This is a genomic window from Prauserella muralis (assembly GCF_003202285.1).
Classification (GTDB): Bacteria; Actinomycetota; Actinomycetes; order Mycobacteriales; family Pseudonocardiaceae; genus Prauserella_B; species Prauserella_B muralis.
Genome location: NZ_MASW01000014.1, coordinates 16,819 through 36,129, shown reverse-complemented (window position 1 = coordinate 36,129; position 19,311 = coordinate 16,819). Strand labels below are relative to the sequence as shown.

Sequence of the window (19,311 nt, the reverse complement as noted above, 5' to 3'; positions counted from 1 at the left end):
TCACGAGGAGTGAGTGTGGGCTCAACCGCTGTGGCTCAACGAGGAGCACGCAGCGCCGCCGATGACGGACAGGCCGGCGGTGATGTCGTGGACCTGTCCGCTGACAACTGGGTGCTTGTTCGTGCGGCTCAACGAGGAGACGCGTCGGCGTATGCCGTGCTGTACGACAGATTCGCGACCAGCGTTCACCGCTTTGCCCTATCCCGTGTCCGCGATCGGCACCTAGCCGAGGACGTCACCAGCGAGACGTTCGCGCGGGCGCTGCGGGCAATCAACTCGCTGGAGTACCGGGGACGAGATGCGGGCGCGTGGTTCCTCACCATCGCCCGCAATATCATCTTCGACCACACGAAGTCCGGGTCCGTGCGGCATGAGGTCACGGTCGACGAGCTTCCGGACGCCTCCGGTCACGAGACGCCGGAGGAGCTCGTCATTCTCGGGATCGCGCGAGCGGAACTGATCCGGTGCCTGGGATTACTCGCCGATGACCAGCGGACGTGTCTTGTGCTGCGGTTCTTCTGCGATCTTTCGGTCAACGAGACCGCGAGAATACTGGACCGCGAACCCGGTGCGGCGCGTGCTCTGCAGTATCGGGCGATTCGTCGTCTTGGCGAGTTGATTGGCGGATCTGCGGATGGGCGGCGTCGCGTGCAGCCGGCACCGTCCGGAGGAGAGAAAGGCAGTTGACGATGACAACAATGACCGTTGACGTTCCGGAATCCGTCCAGCGATTTCTCGGCAGGGCTTCGGACAGCATCGTGGTCGGTGCGGAGCAGCGAAGTGCGACCGGGAACGGCCAGATCACGACTCAGGACCCCGCGACCGGTGCGACGTTGACCAGCATTGCGGCCGGCGGGAAGCCCGACGTCGACGAGGCGGTCGCCTCGGCGCAGTCGGCCTTCGGAGAATGGCGAGCGATGAGCGCGGCAGCCCGCGGGCATGTTCTGCTCGACATCGCGACGATACTGGACGCCCATGCCGAGGAATTGGCGACGCTCGAAACCCTGGACAACGGAAAGCCGTTCACCGAGTCGATGTACGTCGACGTCGCGCTCGCGGCGCAGGTCTGGCGCTACTACGGTGGCTGGACGACGAAACTGACCGGGCAAACCGTGCCGGTCTCTCCTCCGGTCGGAGAGGCACTGGTTTATACTCGGCGGGAACCCCTCGGCGTCGTCGGCGCGATCGTGCCCTGGAATTTCCCGTTGCTCATCGCATCGTGGAAGGTGGCACCGGCGCTGGCGGCCGGGAACACCGTCGTCCTCAAGCCGTCCGAGTTCACCTCGTTGAGCGCCCTGCGGATGGTGGAGTTGGCACTCGAGGCTGGGCTGCCTCCCGGCGCGATGAACCTGGTCACCGGCTACGGGCCCGAGGCGGGACAGGCGCTGATCGATCACCCCGGCGTGGCCAAGATCTCGTTCACTGGTTCGACGGACACCGGCAGGCGCATCGTCACCGCGAGCGCGCCACACCTGAAGAAGCTGACGCTGGAACTGGGTGGGAAGTCGGCGAACATCGTCTTCCCGGACGCCGACCTTGCCGCCGCGGCACAAGGCGCGCTGACCGGGATCTTCATGAACCAAGGGCAGGTGTGCTGCGCCGGATCACGGCTGTTCGTGCATCGCGACGTTCACGACGAGCTGGTACAGGAGCTGGCTTCGGCGGCGAAAGCGATCCAACTGGGTCATGGACTGGCCGACGACACCGAGATGGGCCCGCTCATCTCGCCGAAACAGCTGGAGCGCGTGCAGGGGTATGTCGAGTCGGGGCTGCGCGAAGGCGCGACGCTGGTGTGCGGTGGTGACCGCCCGAATGGTGTACTGGCTAACGGCAATTTCCTGAGCCCGACCGTGTTCACCCAGGTCCGCGACGACATGTCCATCGCGGCTGAGGAAATCTTCGGGCCGGTGCTGTCGGTGCTGTCGTTTGACGACGAGAACGAGGCGGTTCGGCGTGCCAACGCGAGCGCCTACGGATTGGCCGCGGGCGTGTGGACCAACGACGTGAGGCGGGCCCACCGCGTCGCAGCGGAATTGGATGCGGGCACGGTATGGGTGAACATGTACAACATGATCGACCCCGCCGCGCCCTTCGGCGGTTTCAAGGCGTCCGGCTACGGACGCGATCTCGGCGAGGAAGCGTTGCTCGGCTACACACAGACGAAGTCTGTGTGGCTGAACCTCGACTGATCCCAAGAGCCAAGCAGAGGCTCACACCACAAGAAAGGAAATCGCAATGGGCGTGTTCAAGGACGAGGCGGAAGTTCACAAGTACATCGGAGGGGTCTTCGAGAAGGGGCTCGCCGATCCCAAGATCGGCCCAAAACTGTCGGGCTCAGGGGTGATCCTGCAGATCACGTACACCGATCCCGACGCGGTCGTCACGGTCGACATGCCGAACGGCAAAGTGTACGCGGGCGCCACCGATCTCAAGCCCGTTGTGGAACTGTTCATGACAGCCGACGACGGAAACCGGTTCTGGCTCGGCGAACTCAACCTCGCGACCGCGTTGGCGAAGGGCAAGGTCCGCGCTAAGGGACCGACTTCGAAGGTCCTGAAACTTGTGCCCGCCGCGAAGTCCCTGTTCCCGGCATATCGTGAGATGCTGGAAGCGGACGGTCGACAGGACCTGCTTTCGGCGTAACGGAGGTCACCATGCTCAGCACCATGCAGACAACACCGCTGACGGTGTCCTCGATCCTGCGGCACGTGGTGCAGAACCACGGCGATCGTGGAGTCCTCACGGCTACCGGTGACGGCGTCAGGCGGGTTTCCTACCGCGAACTGGGCGAGCGGTGTGGCAAGCTGGCGAACGCGTTGCGTCGCCTCGGTGTCGCCGACGACGACCGGGTCGCGACGTTCCAATGGAACAACCAGGAGCACCTGGAGGCCTATGCGGCGATCCCATCAATGGGCGCCGTGCTACACACCCTCAACATCCGGCTGTCGCCCGAACAGATTCGGTTCATCGCCACACACGCCGAAGACCGGGCGGTCATCGTTGACTCGTCGCTCATCCCACTGATGGCCAAGGTTCTCCCCAGCCTCGACACCGTGCGGTTCGTGCTCGTGACCGGAGAAGGTGACATCACCTCCTTGGCGGGATGCGGCAAGGAGGTGCTGCGTTACGAGGATGTGCTGGCTGGCGAGTCGTCCGAGTTTCCCTGGCTGGACGGTGACGAGAACGCGGCGGCGGCGATGTGCTACACCAGTGGCACGACCGGCGATCCCAAAGGCGTCGTGTACAGCCACCGGTCGATGTACCTACACTCGATGGCCGCGTGTTCCGGGAACGCATTCGGCATCGCGGAACCCGATCGAGTGCTTCCGGTGGTTCCGATGTTCCACGCCAACGCATGGGGCCTGCCTTACGCGGCGTTGATGGCTGGCGCGGACCTGCTGCTACCTGACCGATTCCTGCAAGCAGAACCTCTGGCGGACATCATCCAGGCGCAGCGCCCGACGCTTGCCGGCGCTGTGCCCACCATCTGGAATGACCTCTTGCATCATGTCGATCGAAACCCGGACATCGACCTCTCCTCGTTGCGCCTGGTCGCTTGCGGTGGTTCGGCGGTGCCGAGAGCGTTGATGGAGTCGTTCGAGCAGAGGTTCGGCGTCACGATCGTGCAGGCATGGGGCATGACCGAGACTTCGCCGCTTGGCGCAATCGCGACGCCCCCGGCCGCCGCCGAAGGGGAAGACCGAATGCGGTACCGGGCCACTCAAGGACGGCCAGTTTGCGGCGTCGAACTCAGGCTGGTGGACGACGACGACAGGGTGCTCCCGCGCGACGGCAAGGCGGTCGGCGAGTTGGAGGTGCGTGGTCCGTGGGTTACCGGGTCGTACTATCGTGTCGAAGCCGAGGACAGGTTCCACGACGGCTGGCTGCGAACCGGCGATGTCGGGAACATCAGCCCGGACGGGTTCCTCACCCTAACCGACCGGGCCAAGGACGTCATCAAGTCCGGTGGCGAGTGGATTTCCTCGGTTGAGCTGGAAAATCTGCTTATGGGCCATCCCGACGTCGTCGAGGCAGCGGTCATCGCCGTATCCGACCCCAAGTGGCAGGAGCGACCCCTTGCCGCCGTGGTGCTTCGAGACGGCACTGAGACGACTGCCGACCAGCTGCGGTCGTGGTTGGCCGACAAGGTTCCGAAGTGGTGGCTGCCGGAACGATGGGCATTCGTTGACCAGGTCCCGCGCACGAGCGTCGGCAAGTTCGACAAGAAGGCTCTACGCCGTATCCACTCGGATGGCAGGCTGGCGGTGAACGAAGTATACGAATAGCTTCGTTCGTCATCAGGAGCAGTGTCGATGGTTCCGGCTGCGGCTGGCGGAGCTCACCAACGATGAGGTGTGAGCTACCTGTCGGCATGTCACCGGGCATCGACCATGAGACCCCGACCGTGGCGCGAAGTAGCACCGAGGATTGATATCCAGTAGCGTCAACCCAAGCAGAGAGCCGAGTTACAGCCGCTCGCCCCGCACTGCCCGGGTGCGCCGCGCCGACATACGGAGGCGCGGCGCACGACCCTGGACCGCCCAGGTGTCCCCCACGACTGCGACACGTAACCCGACCTGAAGTATGACACGCGACAGCTCCTTCAGCGGGAACGGGGGCACAGCCACCGCTTGCTGGCTGCACCGCGATCTGCCAGGAGTGGCGCTCGACGTGGTGCGCGGTGTGGTCGCGTGGTGGTTGATCCGTCGAGCCGGTCCCGAGCGGACCAATAGTCATCGAACCAGTTCGCGACGTACCGGATGCCTTCGCTAATCCGTTCCTGGTTCCTGGCAACGCGGAATCCACATCAGACTCCCTTCCACGTCGGCGCGGAGTTCCGTAGCTGTCCCATGGCTTCACCGTCGCGTCGTACCGGGAACACGACGTGCCGTTCTCCGTCCAACGTCCGCACCCAGGTCGCTGTTCTCGGCCACCTCGGTGAGCGCGCGGACCGGGCTGACCGGTGCGTCGGTTCCGGCGAACAGCACGAGCCGGGTGTCCGGTCGCGGGTGGCGAATGTGCGGTGCAGCAGCGCGTGTAGCTCGTCGCCATGTCGCAGCTGGTTCCCCAGGCCTGGGAACCGCGTGTCGGCGAACGCAGGCTCGATGGTCGCGAGCACCGCGCGGGTCGGCGCCCAGAACCGCTCGTCGACGGCGCCGAGGGCGAGCCAGCGCCCCGTCGGCGGTCGCGGAGACATCGTTGGTGGGGTAGAGGTGGCGCCGGTCGTCCGCGCCGCGCTCCAGCGGTGGGCCGCCGCGCGCGGCGGCCCACGCGGTCATCACGTCGGTCATGCTCACGTCGAGGTGGCAGCCTAGGCTGGTATGGGGCCCGTTCGTACAGGGCCGACAAGATCGCGATGAGGCGAAGCACGACGAGCCGAGGTCGGCCATCGGCACGCCTCGGCGTGGTTCCTGGCTCCAGCGCCCGCTGAACGACAGTGTGCCGGATGCAGCGAGGTAGTTGATGTCGTGGCCGGGCAGTTGCTCGCCGCGGCTGCCGTAGCCGGAGATGGAGCGGTACACGATGCCGGGATTGATCTCGGCGACGCGTTCGTGCCGACGCCGAGCTCGTTCATCACGCCCGGTCGGAAGCCCTCGACGAGCACGTCGTGCTCCCGCGCCAAGTCGAGGAACTCGGCCTGGCCTGCCAGGGTCTTGAGGTCGATGACCACGCTGTGTTTGTTGTGGTTTGCCGCGGCGAATAGCTCACCGCGGATCAGCCGGCCGCCGTCCCTGCCTACGACGGACCAGAGGTGGCTGACGATCCATCCCTCGGCCGTGCTGGCCACGCGCGGCCCGTTCTGCCCGAACACTGACCGGTCCGAGGAGATCGTGAAGTCGCACATGTACGCCATGTTCGGCATGAAACGGGCCAAGGAGATCTGGATGTTGTGTCGGCGCCACGACGCTCAGCAAGCTCTCCAGTGGAGCTTGGTCAACTCGGTCGTACCGGCGGATGAACTCGACACCGAGGTCGGGCGCTGGTGCGAGGAGAAGGCGTCTTCGGCGGTGACGACGAGGTCACAGCAGCGCACCAGGCTCCAGGCGACGCCGACCGCGAAGCCCTCCACCGCGGCGATCGTGGGCATCGACAGGCGCGCCAGCCTGGTGAGGGCGCGATCCCCGACAGACAACCTGGCGGATGGGGCGCCGATGCCTTCGCCTCGGGACGGGGAGGTTTCACGTCCCCGCCCGCCGAGAAACAGCCTGCGGCTCCGGTGAGCACCAGTGCGCGGATCGTGCTGTCCTCACTGACCTCCGACAGGGGCCGCGTCCAGCTCCGCCCAGGTCTGCCAGCCGATCGCATGTTCCGCCGGCACCATTTGATCGACTAGCCCGAGACGCAACCCCTCTTCGGGGATGACCGCCCCTACCGGTGTAGAGCAACTCCAGCGTCGGGCCCTTACCGACGGCCTCTACCAGTCGCTGCGTGCCGCCCGCCCCGGGAAGCAGCCTCAACCGCACCTCGGGCAGGCCCAGCCGGGTCCCTTCGGCCACGAACTGCGGGTCGCAGGCCAGGGCCAGCTCCAGCCCGCCACCCACGGCCGGACCGTTGACCGCCGCGATCCTCGGCATCGGCAGCCGCTGCAAGTCGTCGAAACCGCGCTGGATCGCGCTGACGAACCTCGGAAACAATGAGTCATCGAGCCCGCGCAACATCTTGATGTCGGCGCCGGCGATGAACCTGGACCGGGTGCTGGTGATCACGACGGCACCGACGTCTCCCCGCCGCACAAGTGAGGTGGCCGCCCGGCTGAGCTGGTCCACGAGTTGCCGGTCGAGCGCGTTGGCGGGTGGCCGGTCGACAGTCAGGACCGCGACCGCCCGTTCGACCTTGACCCGAACGTAGCCGTTCTCCGTGGGCGTTCCCATCGTACTCACCGCGGCGACCATACGATCCTGGTCGGCCGCATCCATCCAACACGCTCACTCGGCCCGAGACACCAGTGGTCTACGCGCGGAGGAGATTTTCGACGCCCCGGTGTGACACGAGGAAGCGACGGCAGCTCGTGACGCGCACGGTACTCGGCGCAGACACTGCGGCCTGCCTTCATGGCCACGGTGCGACAAACTCTGGAATGTCTCTATTTTAGGCTGCGCCAGAAAACCTGAGATTTCCCTACTACTCTTGCTGGCTGATGACCGAGTCCGGCAGCTGGACTGATTTTGTCTGGAGATATTCGTCGAGGCCTGCGGGACCGAGTTCGCGGCCGATGCCGGACTTCTTGTATCCACCGAATGGTGCGCGTGGGTTGTAGGGGGCGCCGTTGATGTCGAGCTGCCCGGTCTGTATCTGGCGGGCGAGGGCGATCGCGCGCCGGTGGTCCGCCGACCAGATGGCGCCGGAGAGCCCGTACATCGTGTCGTTGGCGATCCGGAGTGCCTCGTCGTCATCGCGGTAGCTCATGACGGCCAGTACTGGTCCGAAGACTTCCTGTTGTGCTAGTTCGGAGGCACTGTGCACGTCGGCGAGCACGGTGGGGGCGATGAAGTAGCCGCGCTCGCGTGCGGGCTCGGGGCCGCCGGTGACGAGTCGGGCTCCGCCCGCGACGGCACGTTCGATGTACCCGCGGACGCGTGCTTGCTGGGTCTGTGAGGCCAGCGGGCCGAGTCTGGTCGCTGGGTCGAACGGGTCTCCGACGGTGTAGCGTTGTGCGGCCTGGCGGGCGAGCAGGAGCGCCTCGTTGTAGCGTGATTCGGGCACGAGCATCCGGGTCCATGCCGCGCAGGTCTGGCCGGAGTTGAGGAATGCGTTGCCCACGCCGACTTTGACGGCGGTGTCGAGGTCGGCGTCGTCGAGGATGATGTTGGCGGACTTTCCGCCGAGTTCGAGGCATACCTTCTTGATGGTGTCCGCGGCGATCGAGGCGACGCGTCTGCCGGTCGCCGTCGAACCGGTGAAGGAGACGAGGTCGACTCCGGGATGACCGGCTACCGCCTCGCCGACCTCTGGTCCGTATCCCGTCACCAGGTTCAGGACTCCCGGCGGTAGGCCAGCCTCGTGTGCCGCCTCCACGAACTGGTACCCTGACAGGGGTGCCACCTCGCTTGGCTTGAGGACGACGGTGCATCCCGCCGCGACAGCCGGCAGCACTTTCGCGACCACCTGATACAGCGGGTAGTTCCACGGTGTGATGGCCCCGACCACCCCGTAGGGCTCCCGGATCACCAATGAGTTGCCGACCTGCTCTTCGAAGTTCGTTTCCTCGAGCAGGTCCCGATAGCTGCTGGCGATCGCCATGGGCACGGCGGTCTGCACACCGCGCTGCACCTTCAGTGGCGCGCCGATCTCCTGTCCGATGGTGGTGGCGATGTCCGGCAGTCGGGGCTCCAGTGCCGCGACCAGCCGGGCCACCCGGTCTCGGCGCTCGGCCATGGACACACCGGGATCGAACGCGTTCCGCGCCGCTGTCACCGCACGGTCGACGTCGTCGACGGTTCCGGCCGGCACGTGTCCGATGACCTGCTCGGTGGCCGGGTTGACCACGGCGATGCGGTCTCTCCCGCTGGGTTGCACCCATTGCCCGCCGATGTAGTGCTGTGTTCTGTCGTGCTGGTCCAATGCTGCGGCCTTCCCGGTCGATGGTCGTTGCTGTGGTCTCACATCACGATGCTGGCGCGCACGACCTTGCGGCTGTCCGCTGCGGCGAACGCCGCGTTGATGTCTTCCAGCGGAAACGTCGTGGTGGCGAACTGGTCCAGCGGGAGCCGGTGCTGGTTGGCCGCGAGAAAGGAGAGCGCTTGGCTCAGCGCTGTGGGTTCGTACAGCGAGACGCCGATGACGCTCTTGTTCGCGGTGACCAGCCGGGATGGGTCGGCTGCGTAGGTTTGTCCCATGTTGATGTTGCCGACTTCCAGGTACCGGCCGCTCTGGGCGAGCATCTTCAGGCCTTCCGGCACGACGGCCGGGGTGCCGGCCACCTCTACCACCACGTCCGCGCCGCCGTCGGTCAACTTGCGCGCCCGCCGGATACGATCCGCCGGATCGGGATGATCAGCGAGGCTGATCACCTCGTCAGCTCCGAATGCGCGGGCCAGTTCCAACCGCTCGGGGACCGCGTCGACCACGATGACCTGCGCGGCCCCGCGGGCGCGGGCAACCGCCGTCGCGAACAGCCCGAGCCCGCCGGCCCCCTGTATGATGACGCGTTCGCCAAAGCTCAGGTCGGCTCGCTCCAGTCCGTAGATCATCTGCGACAGCGCACAGTTGACCCCCGACACCACTTCGTCAGGCAGCGTGTCCGGCACGGTGTAGAGCACCGCGCCGGCGGGGAGCAGAAAGTAGTCACCGTAGCCACCAACGAAGTAGGGTGGTCTGCTGGCGTCGCCGAGCATGGCCATCGTCAGCTTCTGACAGGACACGCGCCGTCCCGCCAGGCAGCTCCGACACCGGTGGCAGGGAAAGAAGTAGGGAAACACCACTCGTGTGCCCGTCTGCACCGGCGCGCCGTTGGAGTCCTCGGTGACTCGTTCGCCGGTTGCGGCCACCGAACCGACCATCTCGTGGCCGAGCACGGTTGGTAGCGTCCCGCCGAGCCCGCGGGTGACGAACGAACCGTGCCAGGCGTGCAGGTCTGAGCCGCAGATGTTGGCTCGGTGCACCTTCACCAGCACTTCGTCCGGTCCAATCGACGGTAGCGCGACGCGCCGCAGCTCAAATGGCTGCTCGGGTGCGTTGAATTGCGCGATCCGGCCCTCGAACATGTATTCTTCCTTTCTCGCCACGCCTGTTGCTGGGCCCGCGGAACAGGCGACAGGCCTACTGGCGGCGCGGTCCCGCGGTGAGTCGCAAGGGTTCCGTTTCGCTACACGCCGGGTCCTGGTGAGGAGTCGTTTCTGGGAGCGGTAGTCGGCGGCGGCTGGTGGCCGTGGTACGGCGTGACCGGCGTCGCGGTGGGGTCGAGCGTTCCCGCGGCGATGGCGGCTTCCTGGTGGGCGATCTCCGCTTCCAGAGCGCGATTGTCCCCGCGAGCGCGTGCGGCCAGTGAGCGTGCCGCTGTCGGGAGGAGCGTGCAAGCACCGGGGATGCTTGGTCCGTGCTGGCAGCTTGTGCCGTCAGGCTGCCGGGCGACGTCGGTTGAGGGTGTACCGCGCAACAGCGCACCTCCGAACCGGCGGCGTGCTGGGCGCGCGCACCGCACGCAGCTGGTGGCCGCGGGGATTGGGTGTTCCACCCATGCTTCGTGTCGTGCACGGCACGACGTGCACGAGTATTCGACGAGAACAGCCATGGTGTCAGTCGTAGCAAGCGGGTGCGTGCTTGAGCGTCGCCCAGTCCTCGGGATCGTGGGAGATCCACACCGTGGCATCGTGCGCCCTCGCGAGCTGCTTGAGGCGACGGATCGAGCGGACCGCCTGCAGGGTGTTGTAGTCCGACGGCATCGGAAGGTCTTCGGTGAGGGCCTGGCGGAGGTGGACGGTGTCACCGGTGAGCAGGAACGTCTGGTTGGGCAGCCGCACCAGCACGCTAGTGTTGCCGGGGGTGTGACCTGGCATGCGGTGGATGACGATGCTGCCGTCGCCGAACAGGTCATGATCCGTCGAGAGCTGGTTCCATTTCCAGTCACGCGTCGTGTCGAAATCCGCGGTCCGGAAGAAGGGTTTGGCCGCGGGCAACGGCCAGTACGAGTAGGGCAGGTCGCCTTCACCGATGTACAGCTGAGCGTCGGGGAAGAGCCGGATGCCGCCGGCATGGTCGAAATGCGCGTGCGAGACGATCACGTGATCGATGGCCGAGGGCTTGTAGCCAAGCGCCTCGAGTTTCCGGTCCACACGGTCCTCCGGTCCGTAGGCGAGTCCGACGACGTCCGCGAGGTCGCCGTAGACGGCGTGCGGGTCCTCGGCCGCCTCAAACGCGATGCCGGTGTCGAACAGGACCAGCCCCCGGTCGTGTTCGATGAGAAAGGACGGTACCGGAATGGTGACCTGCCCCTGCCCGTTGACGATCATGATGCCGGTGTCGAGTGTGAATTCCGCCCCCGGCAAAGCCCACATCCGGTTGGCTGTTCCCGTGTTCATGTCGTTTCTCCTTGGTGTCGTCTTGACTTGGTTTCGCGTCAGGGGGTCTTGTCCGTGCTGTGGTTGTTTCCGGCGGCAATTTGTTGACGGAGCAGCTTCTTGTCGAATTTTCCGACTCCGGTCTTGGGTACCTCGTCGACGAACACGAAGCGGTCCGGCAACCAGAACTTGGGGAACTTCTCACGGAGGAATTCGGTGAGATCGTCGGACGCCACCGGCGAGTTGGTGGCGACGATGGCGATCGGTCGCTCCAGCCAGACCGGATCCGGTGCGGCTACCACCGCGGCTTCCCGGACTTCCGGATGCCCCATGAGTGCGTTCTCCAAATCGACTGACGAGATCCATTCGCCACCGCTTTTGATCAGGTCTTTGACGCGATCGACCAGCGACAGGTAGCCGTTCTGGTCGATGACGCCGACGTCGCCGGTGTGGAACCAGCCACCAGCGAAGCTGTCCTGGGAACGTGTGTCGTGGTAGTAGGCGCGGGCCACCCAGGGGGAGCGCGCGAGGATCTCCCCGGCGTGTTTGCCATCCCAGGGCAGCTCTTTGCCGTGGTCGTCGACCAGCTTGATCTCCACGAGCGGCATCGGCTTGCCTTGGGTGCCGAGCAGGCGGAACTTCCCCTCGTCGTCGAGGTCGGTGAACTGGCTTGTGAGGGTGGTGAAGGTGAGCAGCGGCGACGCCTCGGTCATGCCCCAGCCCTGGCACACGTGCACGCCGTGTGCTTGCTGCCACCACCGTATCTCGCCGATCGGGGGCGCCTGGCCGCCCAGCCACAAGGTGTGCAGCGAGTCGAGAACGTAGGATTGCCGTCCGGATTCGAGTTCCTGGCGCATGAGCATGCCGACCGTCACCGCGGCGACGCAGACACTGACTCGGGCGTGCTCGATGATCTCCAGGTAGTGGTGCGGTCGTGGCTGCGTTCCCGGCAACGCCAGCGATGCTCCTTGCAGGGCGCAGGCGTACGGCATGCCCCACGAGTTAACGTGGGACATAGGCGTCACCAGGAGATAGGTCTCCCGCTCGGCGACGCCGATCGATCCCTGCAGGCACAGGATCAGGGCGTGCAGCACGGTGCTGCGGTGGCTGTACACCACGCCCTTGGGTTCCCCGGTGGTGCCCGACGTGTAGCACATTCCGGCTGGGCTGTCCTCGTCAACATCGGGGAACTCGATCTCCTCGTCGGCGTCGGCGAGCAACTCCTCGTACCCGTAGACCGGTCCCAGCGCGGTCGTCGGCGGCGGGCCATCCCCGAACACGACCACTGCTTTCACATTGGTGAGCCGGTCGCGGATCTGTTCCAGCATCGGCAGCTGTTCAGGACTGACCAGGAGCACGCTGTCCCCGGCGTGTTCGATGACGTACCCGATCTGGTCCGGGGATAGCCGGATGTTGATGGTGTGCAGCACCGCGCCCATGCAGGGCACCGCGAAGTAGGCTTCGTAGTGCTGGTCGGTGTTCCAGCCCAACGTGCCCACCCGGTCACCGGTGCGTACGCCGAGCCGGTTCAGCGCGTCAGTCAGCCGCCGAACTCGCTTCCCGAATTCGGCGTAGGTATAGCGGCGGTAGCCGTCGTCGCGCCGCGTGATGATCTGTTTGTGCCCGAAGAGCCGTTCCGCGCGCCACAACAGCGTCTTCAGTTGCAGCGGCCGGTCCATCATGAGACTGTCCACGCTGCTCTCCCTTCGAACTCGGTGCCGGGTGTACCGGCTTTCCGCCTCGCTGTCAGGCGGAAAGCCGGGCGAAGTCCCGGGCGTAGTAGACAAGGGGGGTGTGATCGCGCAGCCGCACGTTGACCGCTTCGCCGATGAGGATCACGTGATCACCGGCCGGGTGGCGGGCCTGCGTCCGGCACACCAGGGAGGCCACCGCCTCTGGCAACACCGGCAGACCGTCGGCGTCCGTGTCGAATTCGCCACCGGCGAACTTGTCCGCTCCCTTGGTGGCAAACCGTTTCGCCAGGGGAGCATGCTCTTCGCCGAGGATGTTGACCACCCACTTGCTTGAGGTGCGGAAGGCACGGTAGCTGTCGGCGGAGACGGCCAGACAGGCCAGCACCAGCGGCGGTTCCGCGGATACGGAGCAGAAGGCGCTCGCGGTGAATCCCCACCTCGCTCCGCAGTGGTCGGTCGTGGTCACGATGGTGACTCCGCTGGGGAACCGGGACATCGCCTCGCGAAACTGCGCCGCGAACGTCTCATGCGCCGGAGGGCCCTGTTGGCCGCGTGCGGTGGTCTCGGTCATGGCTGCGACTGCTCCCGGGCGGTTGTCGGCGTGCCGCCGACCGGATCCAGCCGGTGTCCCAGCCGGTCTCGTTTGGTCATCAGATAGGCGGCGTTGTGCTCACCGGCCGTGACGATGAGCGGTACGCGCGACGCGATCGTGATGTCGTAGCCCGAAAGCCCCGAGTATTTGGCCGGATTGTTGGTCATCAGGCGAATCGAGTGGACGCCGAGGTCGGCCAGGATCTGAGCCCCCACACCGTACTCGCGGCCGTCCACCGGCAGGCCAAGGGCCAGGTTCGCGTCGACGGTGTCCAATCCCTGGTCCTGCAGGGTGTAGGCACGGAGCTTGTGCCCGAGCCCGATGCCGCGGCCTTCCTGACCTCGCAGGTACACCAGGACGCCGCTGCCTGCCTCGGCGATTTCGCGCAACGCCTGGCGTAGTTGCTCCCCGCAGTCGCAACGCGCCGAACCCAGGACGTCGCCAGTGAGGCACTCGGAGTGCACGCGGACGAGGACCTCGTCGCGGTTCGCGCCGTCCCCCGCCACGAGGGCGAGGTGCTCGGTGCCGTCGAGCAGGGAGGTGTAGCAGAACGCGTCGAAGGTGCCGTAGGGTGTCGGCAACGGTGCCTGCGATGTGCGTTCGACGAGGCGCTCGGTGCGCTGACGGTAGCGGATCAGATCCGCGATGGTGAGCACGGTGAGCCCGTGACGTCGGGCGAAGGCGACCAGCTGTGGCGTGCGGGCCACCGTGCCGTCGTCGTTGACGATCTCAGCGAGCACGCTGGCGGGTCGCTTCCCGGCCAGCCGCGCCAAGTCTACTGCGGCCTCGGTGTGCCCAGCCCGTTTGAGCACGCCGCCGGGCCGAGCGCGAAGCGGGAAAACATGGCCGGGCCGGGTGAAGTCGTGCGGACCGGCCGCCGGGTCGCTCAGTGCCCGGATGGTCGACGCTCGGTCTGCGGCGGAAATGCCGGTGGTGGTGCCCTCGCGCAGATCCACCGAGACGGTGAACGCGGTGCCACGGGGATCGTCGCCCATGGCCACCATCGGTTCCAGGCGAAGTTGGTCCAGGCGTTGCCCGTCCATGGCCACACAGGCGAGGCCGCTCGTGTGGCGCACCAGGAAGGCTATCTGTGCACTGGTGACGGTTTCCGCCGCGATGATCAGATCACCCTCGTTCTCGCGATCCTCATCGTCGATCACGACGACGAACTCGCCCCGGGCGAAGGCGGCCACCGCCGCGCGCACCGCCGTGTCGCCCTCGTCGGTGTTCTGGGAGCCGGACACCTGGATCGGCCGCGCGGACCGCTCGTGACATTGCATCTGTCGCATTCGTCGACACCGTTTCACTCTGGGAGTTTGGGCTCGGATCGTTTGACACCTGTTTTCCGCTTGGCGCGCAGCGCCGCCAACGTCGCGGCCGAGTCCTCCGTGGACTGCACGACGGCCATGTGTGAGGCGATCATGTTCAAGTGCGTTCGCGCGTCCAGGTGCAACGACTCGTATGTCGCACGCTTGATGAAGCCGACCGCCACCGGGGGCAGTGCCGCGAGGCGGGCGGCCAGCTCGTAGGTGCGGGTGAGCAATTCGCCGTCGGGGTAGCAGTGGTTGGCGAGTCCGATTCGCTCCGCCCTCGGGCCGTCTACCACGTCGCCGGTGAGCAGGAGTTCGAGTGCGCGGGCAACGCCGACCAGCCGGGGAAGCCACAGGCAGCCACCATCGCCTGGGATGAGGCCCGCGTGAATGTAGCCTTCGCTCAACCGGGCCGACTCGCCGACCAGACGGATGTCGCACATCAGCGCCATGTCCAGACCGGCGCCCACCGCGGTCCCCTGTACCGCTGCGATCACCGGTTTGTCCAGGTCCTCCAGGGCGCGTGCCACCCGGTGTACCTGGTCGGTGAGCACCCGCCGACGCGACAGCGGCGCCGGATCCACGGAGGTCAACTCGTCGAGGTCGATACCGGAGCAGAACGCGCCGCCTGCACCGCGCACCACGACCGCCCGCACCTGATCGTCCTTGGCCGCCTCGTGCAGCGCGTCCGCCCAGTGACGCACCATCTGAAGGGTGAAGGCGTTCTTCCGCTCGGGGCGGTTGAGCAGAATGGTGGCGACCGCGTCAGCCCGGGAGTACTCCAGGTCAGCCATTTGCGCGCACCTCCGCCGGGTCGGTCACAAGCGTCCACAGATCTGGTGCGGCGCAGGCAGCCGCGCCGAGTTGCCGCTCCCAGAACCGCTCATTGCCGAACTCGTCGCGCCATGACCACAAGCGGGTGGTGATCAGCCGCAACGGATGCTCGTCGGTGAAGCCAAGCGCGCCGTGTACCTGATGGGCCAGTCGCGCCACCACGCCTGCGGCACGACCGGCCTGCGCCTTGGCCGCTGCCGTGAGGATCCAGTCCGGTTGCTGACCAGCTGTGGCGGCCGACATCGCGACCGTGGTGCTGGCCGCCGCCTCCTCAGCCATCGCCGCGAGGTGATGGCTGACGGCCTGGAACCGGGAAATCGGGCGGCCGAACTGCTCCCGCTGCCCGGCGTAGGTGATCGTCGAATCGAGTGCGGCTTCCATGGCCCCGCTGAGCAGCAGTGCCCGGCCAAGCGCACCGCGAACCCGAAATGCCCTGCCGGAGATCGTGGCGTCCACTTCGGTGACGTCCTCGCCCGGCACGAAAGTGTCCTGCAGCAGCAAAGTATCCCGGGGCTCTCCGGCCAGGTTACGGCCACGTTCCCACGCTTCCCTCGGCGAGTCCAGGATCGCCACCAGCGGCTCGGCACGGTCAAGCAGCACCGCGACCCGCTCGGCCAGGTGGCCGTAGGGAACCCTGGACAGTTTCCCCGTCAACCGGTACCCCCCGGCGCATCGGTCGACTGCCATGTCCGTGGGCGCCGACGCGGTCAGCGGACCGGTCGGAACCGTCCGGCTGGCCGCGGTCAATAGCCACCCTGCCAGCAGCGCCGTCTCCGTCAATGGCACCGGCACCGCGGCGCGTCCGATCTCGTGCACCACGACCGCGGCCTCGGCCAGCCCCGCCCCGGCCCCACCAGAGGACTCGGGCACCGGCAGCACGGTGAACTCCGCCTTTGTCAAGGAGTCCCATACCTCGTCAGCCCACCCGCCTGAGTACCGGGCCGCGGCCTCCGGCGTCCACTCCGAGCAGATCTGAGCCGCGGTCGCCGCGATCGCGTGCAACTCCTCGTTCATGCGCGCTCCAACGCCTTGGCGACGACCCCGCGCAGCACCTCGTTGGTGCCACCGCGCAGGGTGTATCCGGGGGAATGAAGCAGACCGCGAACAAGGTGGCTGGTGAACGTGCCCGGCGCCGCGTCTGGATCCGGCATCTCGTCGGCGAGCATCCGCGCCCGCTCGGCCACCTCCTGTTCGAACCGGGTGCCCAGATCCTTGACCAGCGCGGCGGCCACGTCGGCGGGTTTGCCCGCCGCGAGCATTCCGGCGACAGACAACGACAACTGCCGCAGGGTGAGCAGGCGGGACGTGAGCGCGCCGATCTCGGCGACCGCCGCCGGGTCTCGGTCCGCGCGTCGGCGTACCTCGGAGACGAGCGCGGCGAGCAGGGGGAAGGTGGTGAGCAGGCGTTCCGGTCCGCTGCGTTCATAACCCAGCTCAGAGGTGACCTGGCCCCAACCGCTGCCGATCTCACCCAGCACGTACCGATCCGGGACGAACACTCCGTCCAGCTGTACCTCGTTGAACTCGTGCTCACCGGTGAGCAGCCGGATCGGCCGTACGGTGACACCCTCGGCACGCAGGTTCACGATGAACTGGCTCAGCCCGGCGTGCCGATCTCCGGTATCCGGTGCGCTTCTGGCGAGCACGAAGAACCACTGCGCCCGATGTGCTCCGCTGGTCCACACCTTCGTCCCGGTCAGCCGCCAACCGCCAGCCACTCGGACCGCTCGTGTCCGCACGGAAGCCAGGTCGGAGCCGCTGTCAGGTTCGCTCATGCCGATGGCGAAGTAACAGCGTCCCGCCGCGATCTCAGGCAGGAACTCCGCCCGCTGCTGTTCGCTGCCGTAGCGCAGCAGCGAGGGCGCTGTCTGGCGGTCAGCGATCCAGTGCGCCGCCACCGGGGCCCCCACGGCGAGGAGCTCTTCAAGTACCACCTGCCGATCCAGCACCGTCCGTCCCTGCCCGCCGTACCGGCGCGGAATGGTCATGCCAATCCACCCGTGCTCGGCCAGCCGCCGGGAGAACGGCTCGTCCCAGCCGGTCAACCAGGAGTCACATTGTGGGGTGAACGCACCTCGCCGGATCTCGGAATCGAGAAACGTACGTACTTCGGCCCGGAGCGGTTCCAGACCGGGCGGAACCCGCACCACATCTATCGGTAGAACGCGGCTGCTCATCAGTGTCTCCTGTTGTGACAGAGGGATCCGCCGCCGCGGCCGGTCGGCGAGGGGAATGGTCCGGCCGCGGCGGTCACGTGCCTCACAGCCAGTTCGGAGCGATCTCGGAGGCCCACAGCTCGATGCTGCGCATCTGCACGTCGTGCGGCACCGGGCCGGGGTACTGCCACTGCAGCAGATACTCGGGGTCGTGCTGCGACACCAACTTCTCGATCCGGCGGTTGATGTCGTCAGGCGTACCGACGAACTCGAAACCACGCTCACACAGGGTGTCGTAGTCGGCCCCGATCTGGCCGGTCTCGCCGGGATTCCGCATCACCTCGGCAAAGCCCATCGGCCCGAACCAGTTTGGGAAGATGAAACCATTACCGCGTCGGGCCCAGTAATGGGCCTCATCGGCGTCTCGTGACACCAGCACGTCGCGGAAGATGCCCACCCCCTCCCCGCGCTTGAGCGCTCCGCGACCCGCCGCCTCGGCCTCCTCCTGATACACGTCCAGCAACCGAGAAATGACCTCGTCATTGGTGTTCATCACGATCGGGACGATGCCCTCGCGGGCGCAGAACCGGAAGGACTCCTCGCTGAAGCTGAACGGCTGGAACACCTGCGGCCACGGCTTCTGGTACGGCTTCGGGGCGATACCGACCTCGGTGATCACGCCCTGATCGTCCTGGCCACCGCCAAAATTATTCACCGCTTCGTGATTGAAATCGATTCCCGGCGGCGGAACCTGCCAGTTTTCGGTTTTCAGAGACGTCGTGCGCTCGCTCCACAGCGCCTTCATGATCTCCCAGTGCTCGTTGAACCGCTTGCGGTTGGCCACATCGCGTTCCGACTTGTCGGAGGACGTGGCGCCGACGTGGTACGTCTGCCCGAGCACGTCCGCCCACCGCTTCTGATACCCCCTGGCGATCCCGACGAAGGAGCGTCCGCGCGTCATCTGGTCGAGCATCGCGAGGTCCTCGGCCAGCCGAATCGGATTCTGGAACGGCAGCACGTTCGCCATCTGCCCGACCTTGATCCGCTGTGTCTGCATCGCGATGTACAGATCGAGCAGGATCGGGTTGTTCGACTCCTCGAAGCCTTCGATGTGGAAATGGTGCTCCGTAAACGCGACGCCCCAGTACCCGAGATCGTCAGCCAGTTGCGCCTGCTTGGTGATCTGGAAGAGCATGTTCTGGTAGTTCTTGTCGTTGACCCCAGCGAAGCCCTTCTTCATCTGGTCATAACTGCCCACGGCCGGCAGGTAGAACAAAATCTCCTTCATAAGACTTACTCCTCACATCGGTTAACTGGTCAAGCCCGGCTTCGGTAGACCACGAAAGGGTTCCCGCTGGGGTCCCGCAATACCGCCCGAATCTCGTGCGCCCCCTCAACCGGCCCGGACAACACCGTCGCACCGGCCGCCAGCAGTCGGGACACCGCAACCGAGACGTCGTCGCTCCGGAACACCGGCAACGCCGACTCCGGCACCGGATGGTCAGCCGGAGTCGCCAAGGCGAGCTTTATCGACCCGGCGGAGAGTTCGGCATAGTCGTCCCGATCCCGCATCCGGACACCGAGCCCCAACCCATCTCGATAAAAGGCCAATGAACTTTCCAAATCGGACGCGGGGAGCAGGATAGACCGCAAATCACACTTCGAATCAGCCACAAACACTCCATTCGTCCGATCTCGCGAGTTTGGCCGAGGTTTCACCTGTGGAAA

At 66.2% G+C, this 19,311-nt stretch carries 17 protein-coding genes and 1 pseudogene; 5 read left to right on the top strand and 13 right to left on the bottom strand.

The window, feature by feature from the left end:
• The first annotated feature begins 15 nt into the window (after positions 1-15).
• The 4 genes from BAY60_RS35590 to BAY60_RS35575 are packed head-to-tail and all read left to right on the top strand — an operon-like array spanning position 16 to position 4,286.
• Positions 16-687: a sigma-70 family RNA polymerase sigma factor gene (locus BAY60_RS35590; protein ID WP_110341449.1), complete on the top strand. Its 672-nt coding sequence runs from the start codon at positions 16-18 to the stop codon at positions 685-687.
• A gap of 11 nt (positions 688-698) precedes the next feature.
• A complete protein-coding gene (locus BAY60_RS35585; RefSeq protein WP_308191222.1) occupies positions 699-2,189 on the top strand; it encodes an aldehyde dehydrogenase family protein in 1,491 nt (496 codons plus the stop codon).
• Between the two features lie 46 nt (positions 2,190-2,235).
• A complete protein-coding gene (locus BAY60_RS35580) occupies positions 2,236-2,643 on the top strand; it encodes an SCP2 sterol-binding domain-containing protein (protein ID WP_110341445.1) in 408 nt (135 codons plus the stop codon).
• An 11-nt stretch (positions 2,644-2,654) separates the two neighbouring features.
• Complete coding sequence (locus BAY60_RS35575; protein ID WP_110341443.1) at positions 2,655-4,286, top strand: long-chain fatty acid--CoA ligase; 1,632 nt, start codon at positions 2,655-2,657, stop codon at positions 4,284-4,286.
• Positions 4,287-4,856: 570 nt separating this feature from the next.
• On the opposite strand, the pseudogene BAY60_RS38690 reads toward BAY60_RS35575, so the two are convergent.
• Positions 4,857-5,845, bottom strand: a pseudogene (locus tag BAY60_RS38690) (CoA transferase).
• Here BAY60_RS38690 and BAY60_RS38685 point away from each other — a divergent pair.
• Positions 5,844-6,221 carry an enoyl-CoA hydratase-related protein gene (locus tag BAY60_RS38685; protein ID WP_425466513.1) on the top strand — a complete coding sequence of 126 codons (378 nt, stop codon included), beginning with the start codon at positions 5,844-5,846 and terminating at the stop codon, positions 6,219-6,221. The pseudogene BAY60_RS38690 and the gene BAY60_RS38685 overlap by 2 nt on opposite strands.
• On the opposite strand, the gene BAY60_RS35560 is transcribed toward BAY60_RS38685, so the two are convergent.
• The 12 genes from BAY60_RS35560 to BAY60_RS35505 all read right to left on the bottom strand — a co-directional run bounded on the left by BAY60_RS35560 (position 6,180) and on the right by BAY60_RS35505 (position 19,257).
• Positions 6,180-6,917: an enoyl-CoA hydratase-related protein gene (locus tag BAY60_RS35560; RefSeq protein ID WP_112285696.1), complete on the bottom strand. Its 738-nt coding sequence runs from the start codon at positions 6,915-6,917 to the stop codon at positions 6,180-6,182. The genes BAY60_RS38685 and BAY60_RS35560 overlap by 42 nt on opposite strands.
• A 205-nt stretch (positions 6,918-7,122) precedes the next feature.
• Positions 7,123-8,562 (bottom strand): aldehyde dehydrogenase family protein, encoded by a 1,440-nt coding sequence (locus BAY60_RS35555; protein WP_112285695.1) that lies wholly within the window; start codon positions 8,560-8,562, stop codon positions 7,123-7,125.
• Positions 8,563-8,600: 38 nt separating this feature from the next.
• Positions 8,601-9,704: a zinc-binding dehydrogenase gene (locus BAY60_RS35550; protein ID WP_112285694.1), complete on the bottom strand. Its 1,104-nt coding sequence runs from the start codon at positions 9,702-9,704 to the stop codon at positions 8,601-8,603.
• A gap of 531 nt (positions 9,705-10,235) precedes the next feature.
• A complete protein-coding gene (locus BAY60_RS35545) occupies positions 10,236-11,018 on the bottom strand; it encodes an N-acyl homoserine lactonase family protein (protein WP_112285693.1) in 783 nt (260 codons plus the stop codon).
• Positions 11,019-11,056: 38 nt separating this feature from the next.
• Positions 11,057-12,691 (bottom strand): long-chain fatty acid--CoA ligase, encoded by a 1,635-nt coding sequence (locus BAY60_RS35540; RefSeq protein WP_245992962.1) that lies wholly within the window; start codon positions 12,689-12,691, stop codon positions 11,057-11,059.
• 52 nt (positions 12,692-12,743) lie between these two features.
• Complete coding sequence (locus BAY60_RS35535) at positions 12,744-13,262, bottom strand: flavin reductase family protein (protein WP_112285691.1); 519 nt, start codon at positions 13,260-13,262, stop codon at positions 12,744-12,746.
• Positions 13,259-14,572, bottom strand: a complete 1,314-nt coding sequence (locus tag BAY60_RS35530; protein ID WP_112285690.1) for a bifunctional 3,4-dihydroxy-2-butanone-4-phosphate synthase/GTP cyclohydrolase II — start codon at positions 14,570-14,572, stop codon at positions 13,259-13,261. The genes BAY60_RS35535 and BAY60_RS35530 overlap by 4 nt, the downstream gene beginning before the upstream one ends.
• A gap of 14 nt (positions 14,573-14,586) precedes the next feature.
• Positions 14,587-15,387 carry an enoyl-CoA hydratase/isomerase family protein gene (locus BAY60_RS35525; RefSeq protein WP_112285689.1) on the bottom strand — a complete coding sequence of 267 codons (801 nt, stop codon included), beginning with the start codon at positions 15,385-15,387 and terminating at the stop codon, positions 14,587-14,589.
• The gene (locus BAY60_RS35520) at positions 15,380-16,441 is read right to left on the bottom strand and encodes an acyl-CoA dehydrogenase family protein (protein ID WP_112285688.1); all 1,062 of its coding nucleotides are present in this window, start codon (positions 16,439-16,441) and stop codon (positions 15,380-15,382) included. The genes BAY60_RS35525 and BAY60_RS35520 overlap by 8 nt, the downstream gene beginning before the upstream one ends.
• Complete coding sequence (locus BAY60_RS35515) at positions 16,438-17,604, bottom strand: acyl-CoA dehydrogenase family protein (RefSeq protein WP_112285687.1); 1,167 nt, start codon at positions 17,602-17,604, stop codon at positions 16,438-16,440. The genes BAY60_RS35520 and BAY60_RS35515 overlap by 4 nt, the downstream gene beginning before the upstream one ends.
• Positions 17,605-17,686: 82 nt before the next feature.
• Positions 17,687-18,871 (bottom strand): LLM class flavin-dependent oxidoreductase, encoded by a 1,185-nt coding sequence (locus BAY60_RS35510; protein WP_112285686.1) that lies wholly within the window; start codon positions 18,869-18,871, stop codon positions 17,687-17,689.
• Between the two features lie 29 nt (positions 18,872-18,900).
• Positions 18,901-19,257 carry a VOC family protein gene (locus BAY60_RS35505; protein ID WP_199542770.1) on the bottom strand — a complete coding sequence of 119 codons (357 nt, stop codon included), beginning with the start codon at positions 19,255-19,257 and terminating at the stop codon, positions 18,901-18,903.
• Positions 19,258-19,311: the final 54 nt, after the last annotated feature.

Coding starts and splice junctions, on each gene's coding strand:
- BAY60_RS35585 (WP_308191222.1), top strand. CDS start 699: ATGACCGTTGACGTTCCGGAATCCGTCCAGCGATTTCTCGGCAGGGCT.
- BAY60_RS35580 (WP_110341445.1), top strand. CDS start 2,236: ATGGGCGTGTTCAAGGACGAGGCGGAAGTTCACAAGTACATCGGAGGG.
- BAY60_RS35575 (WP_110341443.1), top strand. CDS start 2,655: ATGCTCAGCACCATGCAGACAACACCGCTGACGGTGTCCTCGATCCTG.
- BAY60_RS38685 (WP_425466513.1), top strand. CDS start 5,844: ATGTACGCCATGTTCGGCATGAAACGGGCCAAGGAGATCTGGATGTTG.
- BAY60_RS35560 (WP_112285696.1), bottom strand. CDS start 6,917: ATGGATGCGGCCGACCAGGATCGTATGGTCGCCGCGGTGAGTACGATG.
- BAY60_RS35550 (WP_112285694.1), bottom strand. CDS start 9,704: ATGTTCGAGGGCCGGATCGCGCAATTCAACGCACCCGAGCAGCCATTT.
- BAY60_RS35545 (WP_112285693.1), bottom strand. CDS start 11,018: ATGAACACGGGAACAGCCAACCGGATGTGGGCTTTGCCGGGGGCGGAA.
- BAY60_RS35535 (WP_112285691.1), bottom strand. CDS start 13,262: ATGACCGAGACCACCGCACGCGGCCAACAGGGCCCTCCGGCGCATGAG.
- BAY60_RS35530 (WP_112285690.1), bottom strand. CDS start 14,572: ATGCGACAGATGCAATGTCACGAGCGGTCCGCGCGGCCGATCCAGGTG.
- BAY60_RS35525 (WP_112285689.1), bottom strand. CDS start 15,387: ATGGCTGACCTGGAGTACTCCCGGGCTGACGCGGTCGCCACCATTCTG.
- BAY60_RS35520 (WP_112285688.1), bottom strand. CDS start 16,441: ATGAACGAGGAGTTGCACGCGATCGCGGCGACCGCGGCTCAGATCTGC.
- BAY60_RS35515 (WP_112285687.1), bottom strand. CDS start 17,604: ATGAGCAGCCGCGTTCTACCGATAGATGTGGTGCGGGTTCCGCCCGGT.
- BAY60_RS35510 (WP_112285686.1), bottom strand. CDS start 18,871: ATGAAGGAGATTTTGTTCTACCTGCCGGCCGTGGGCAGTTATGACCAG.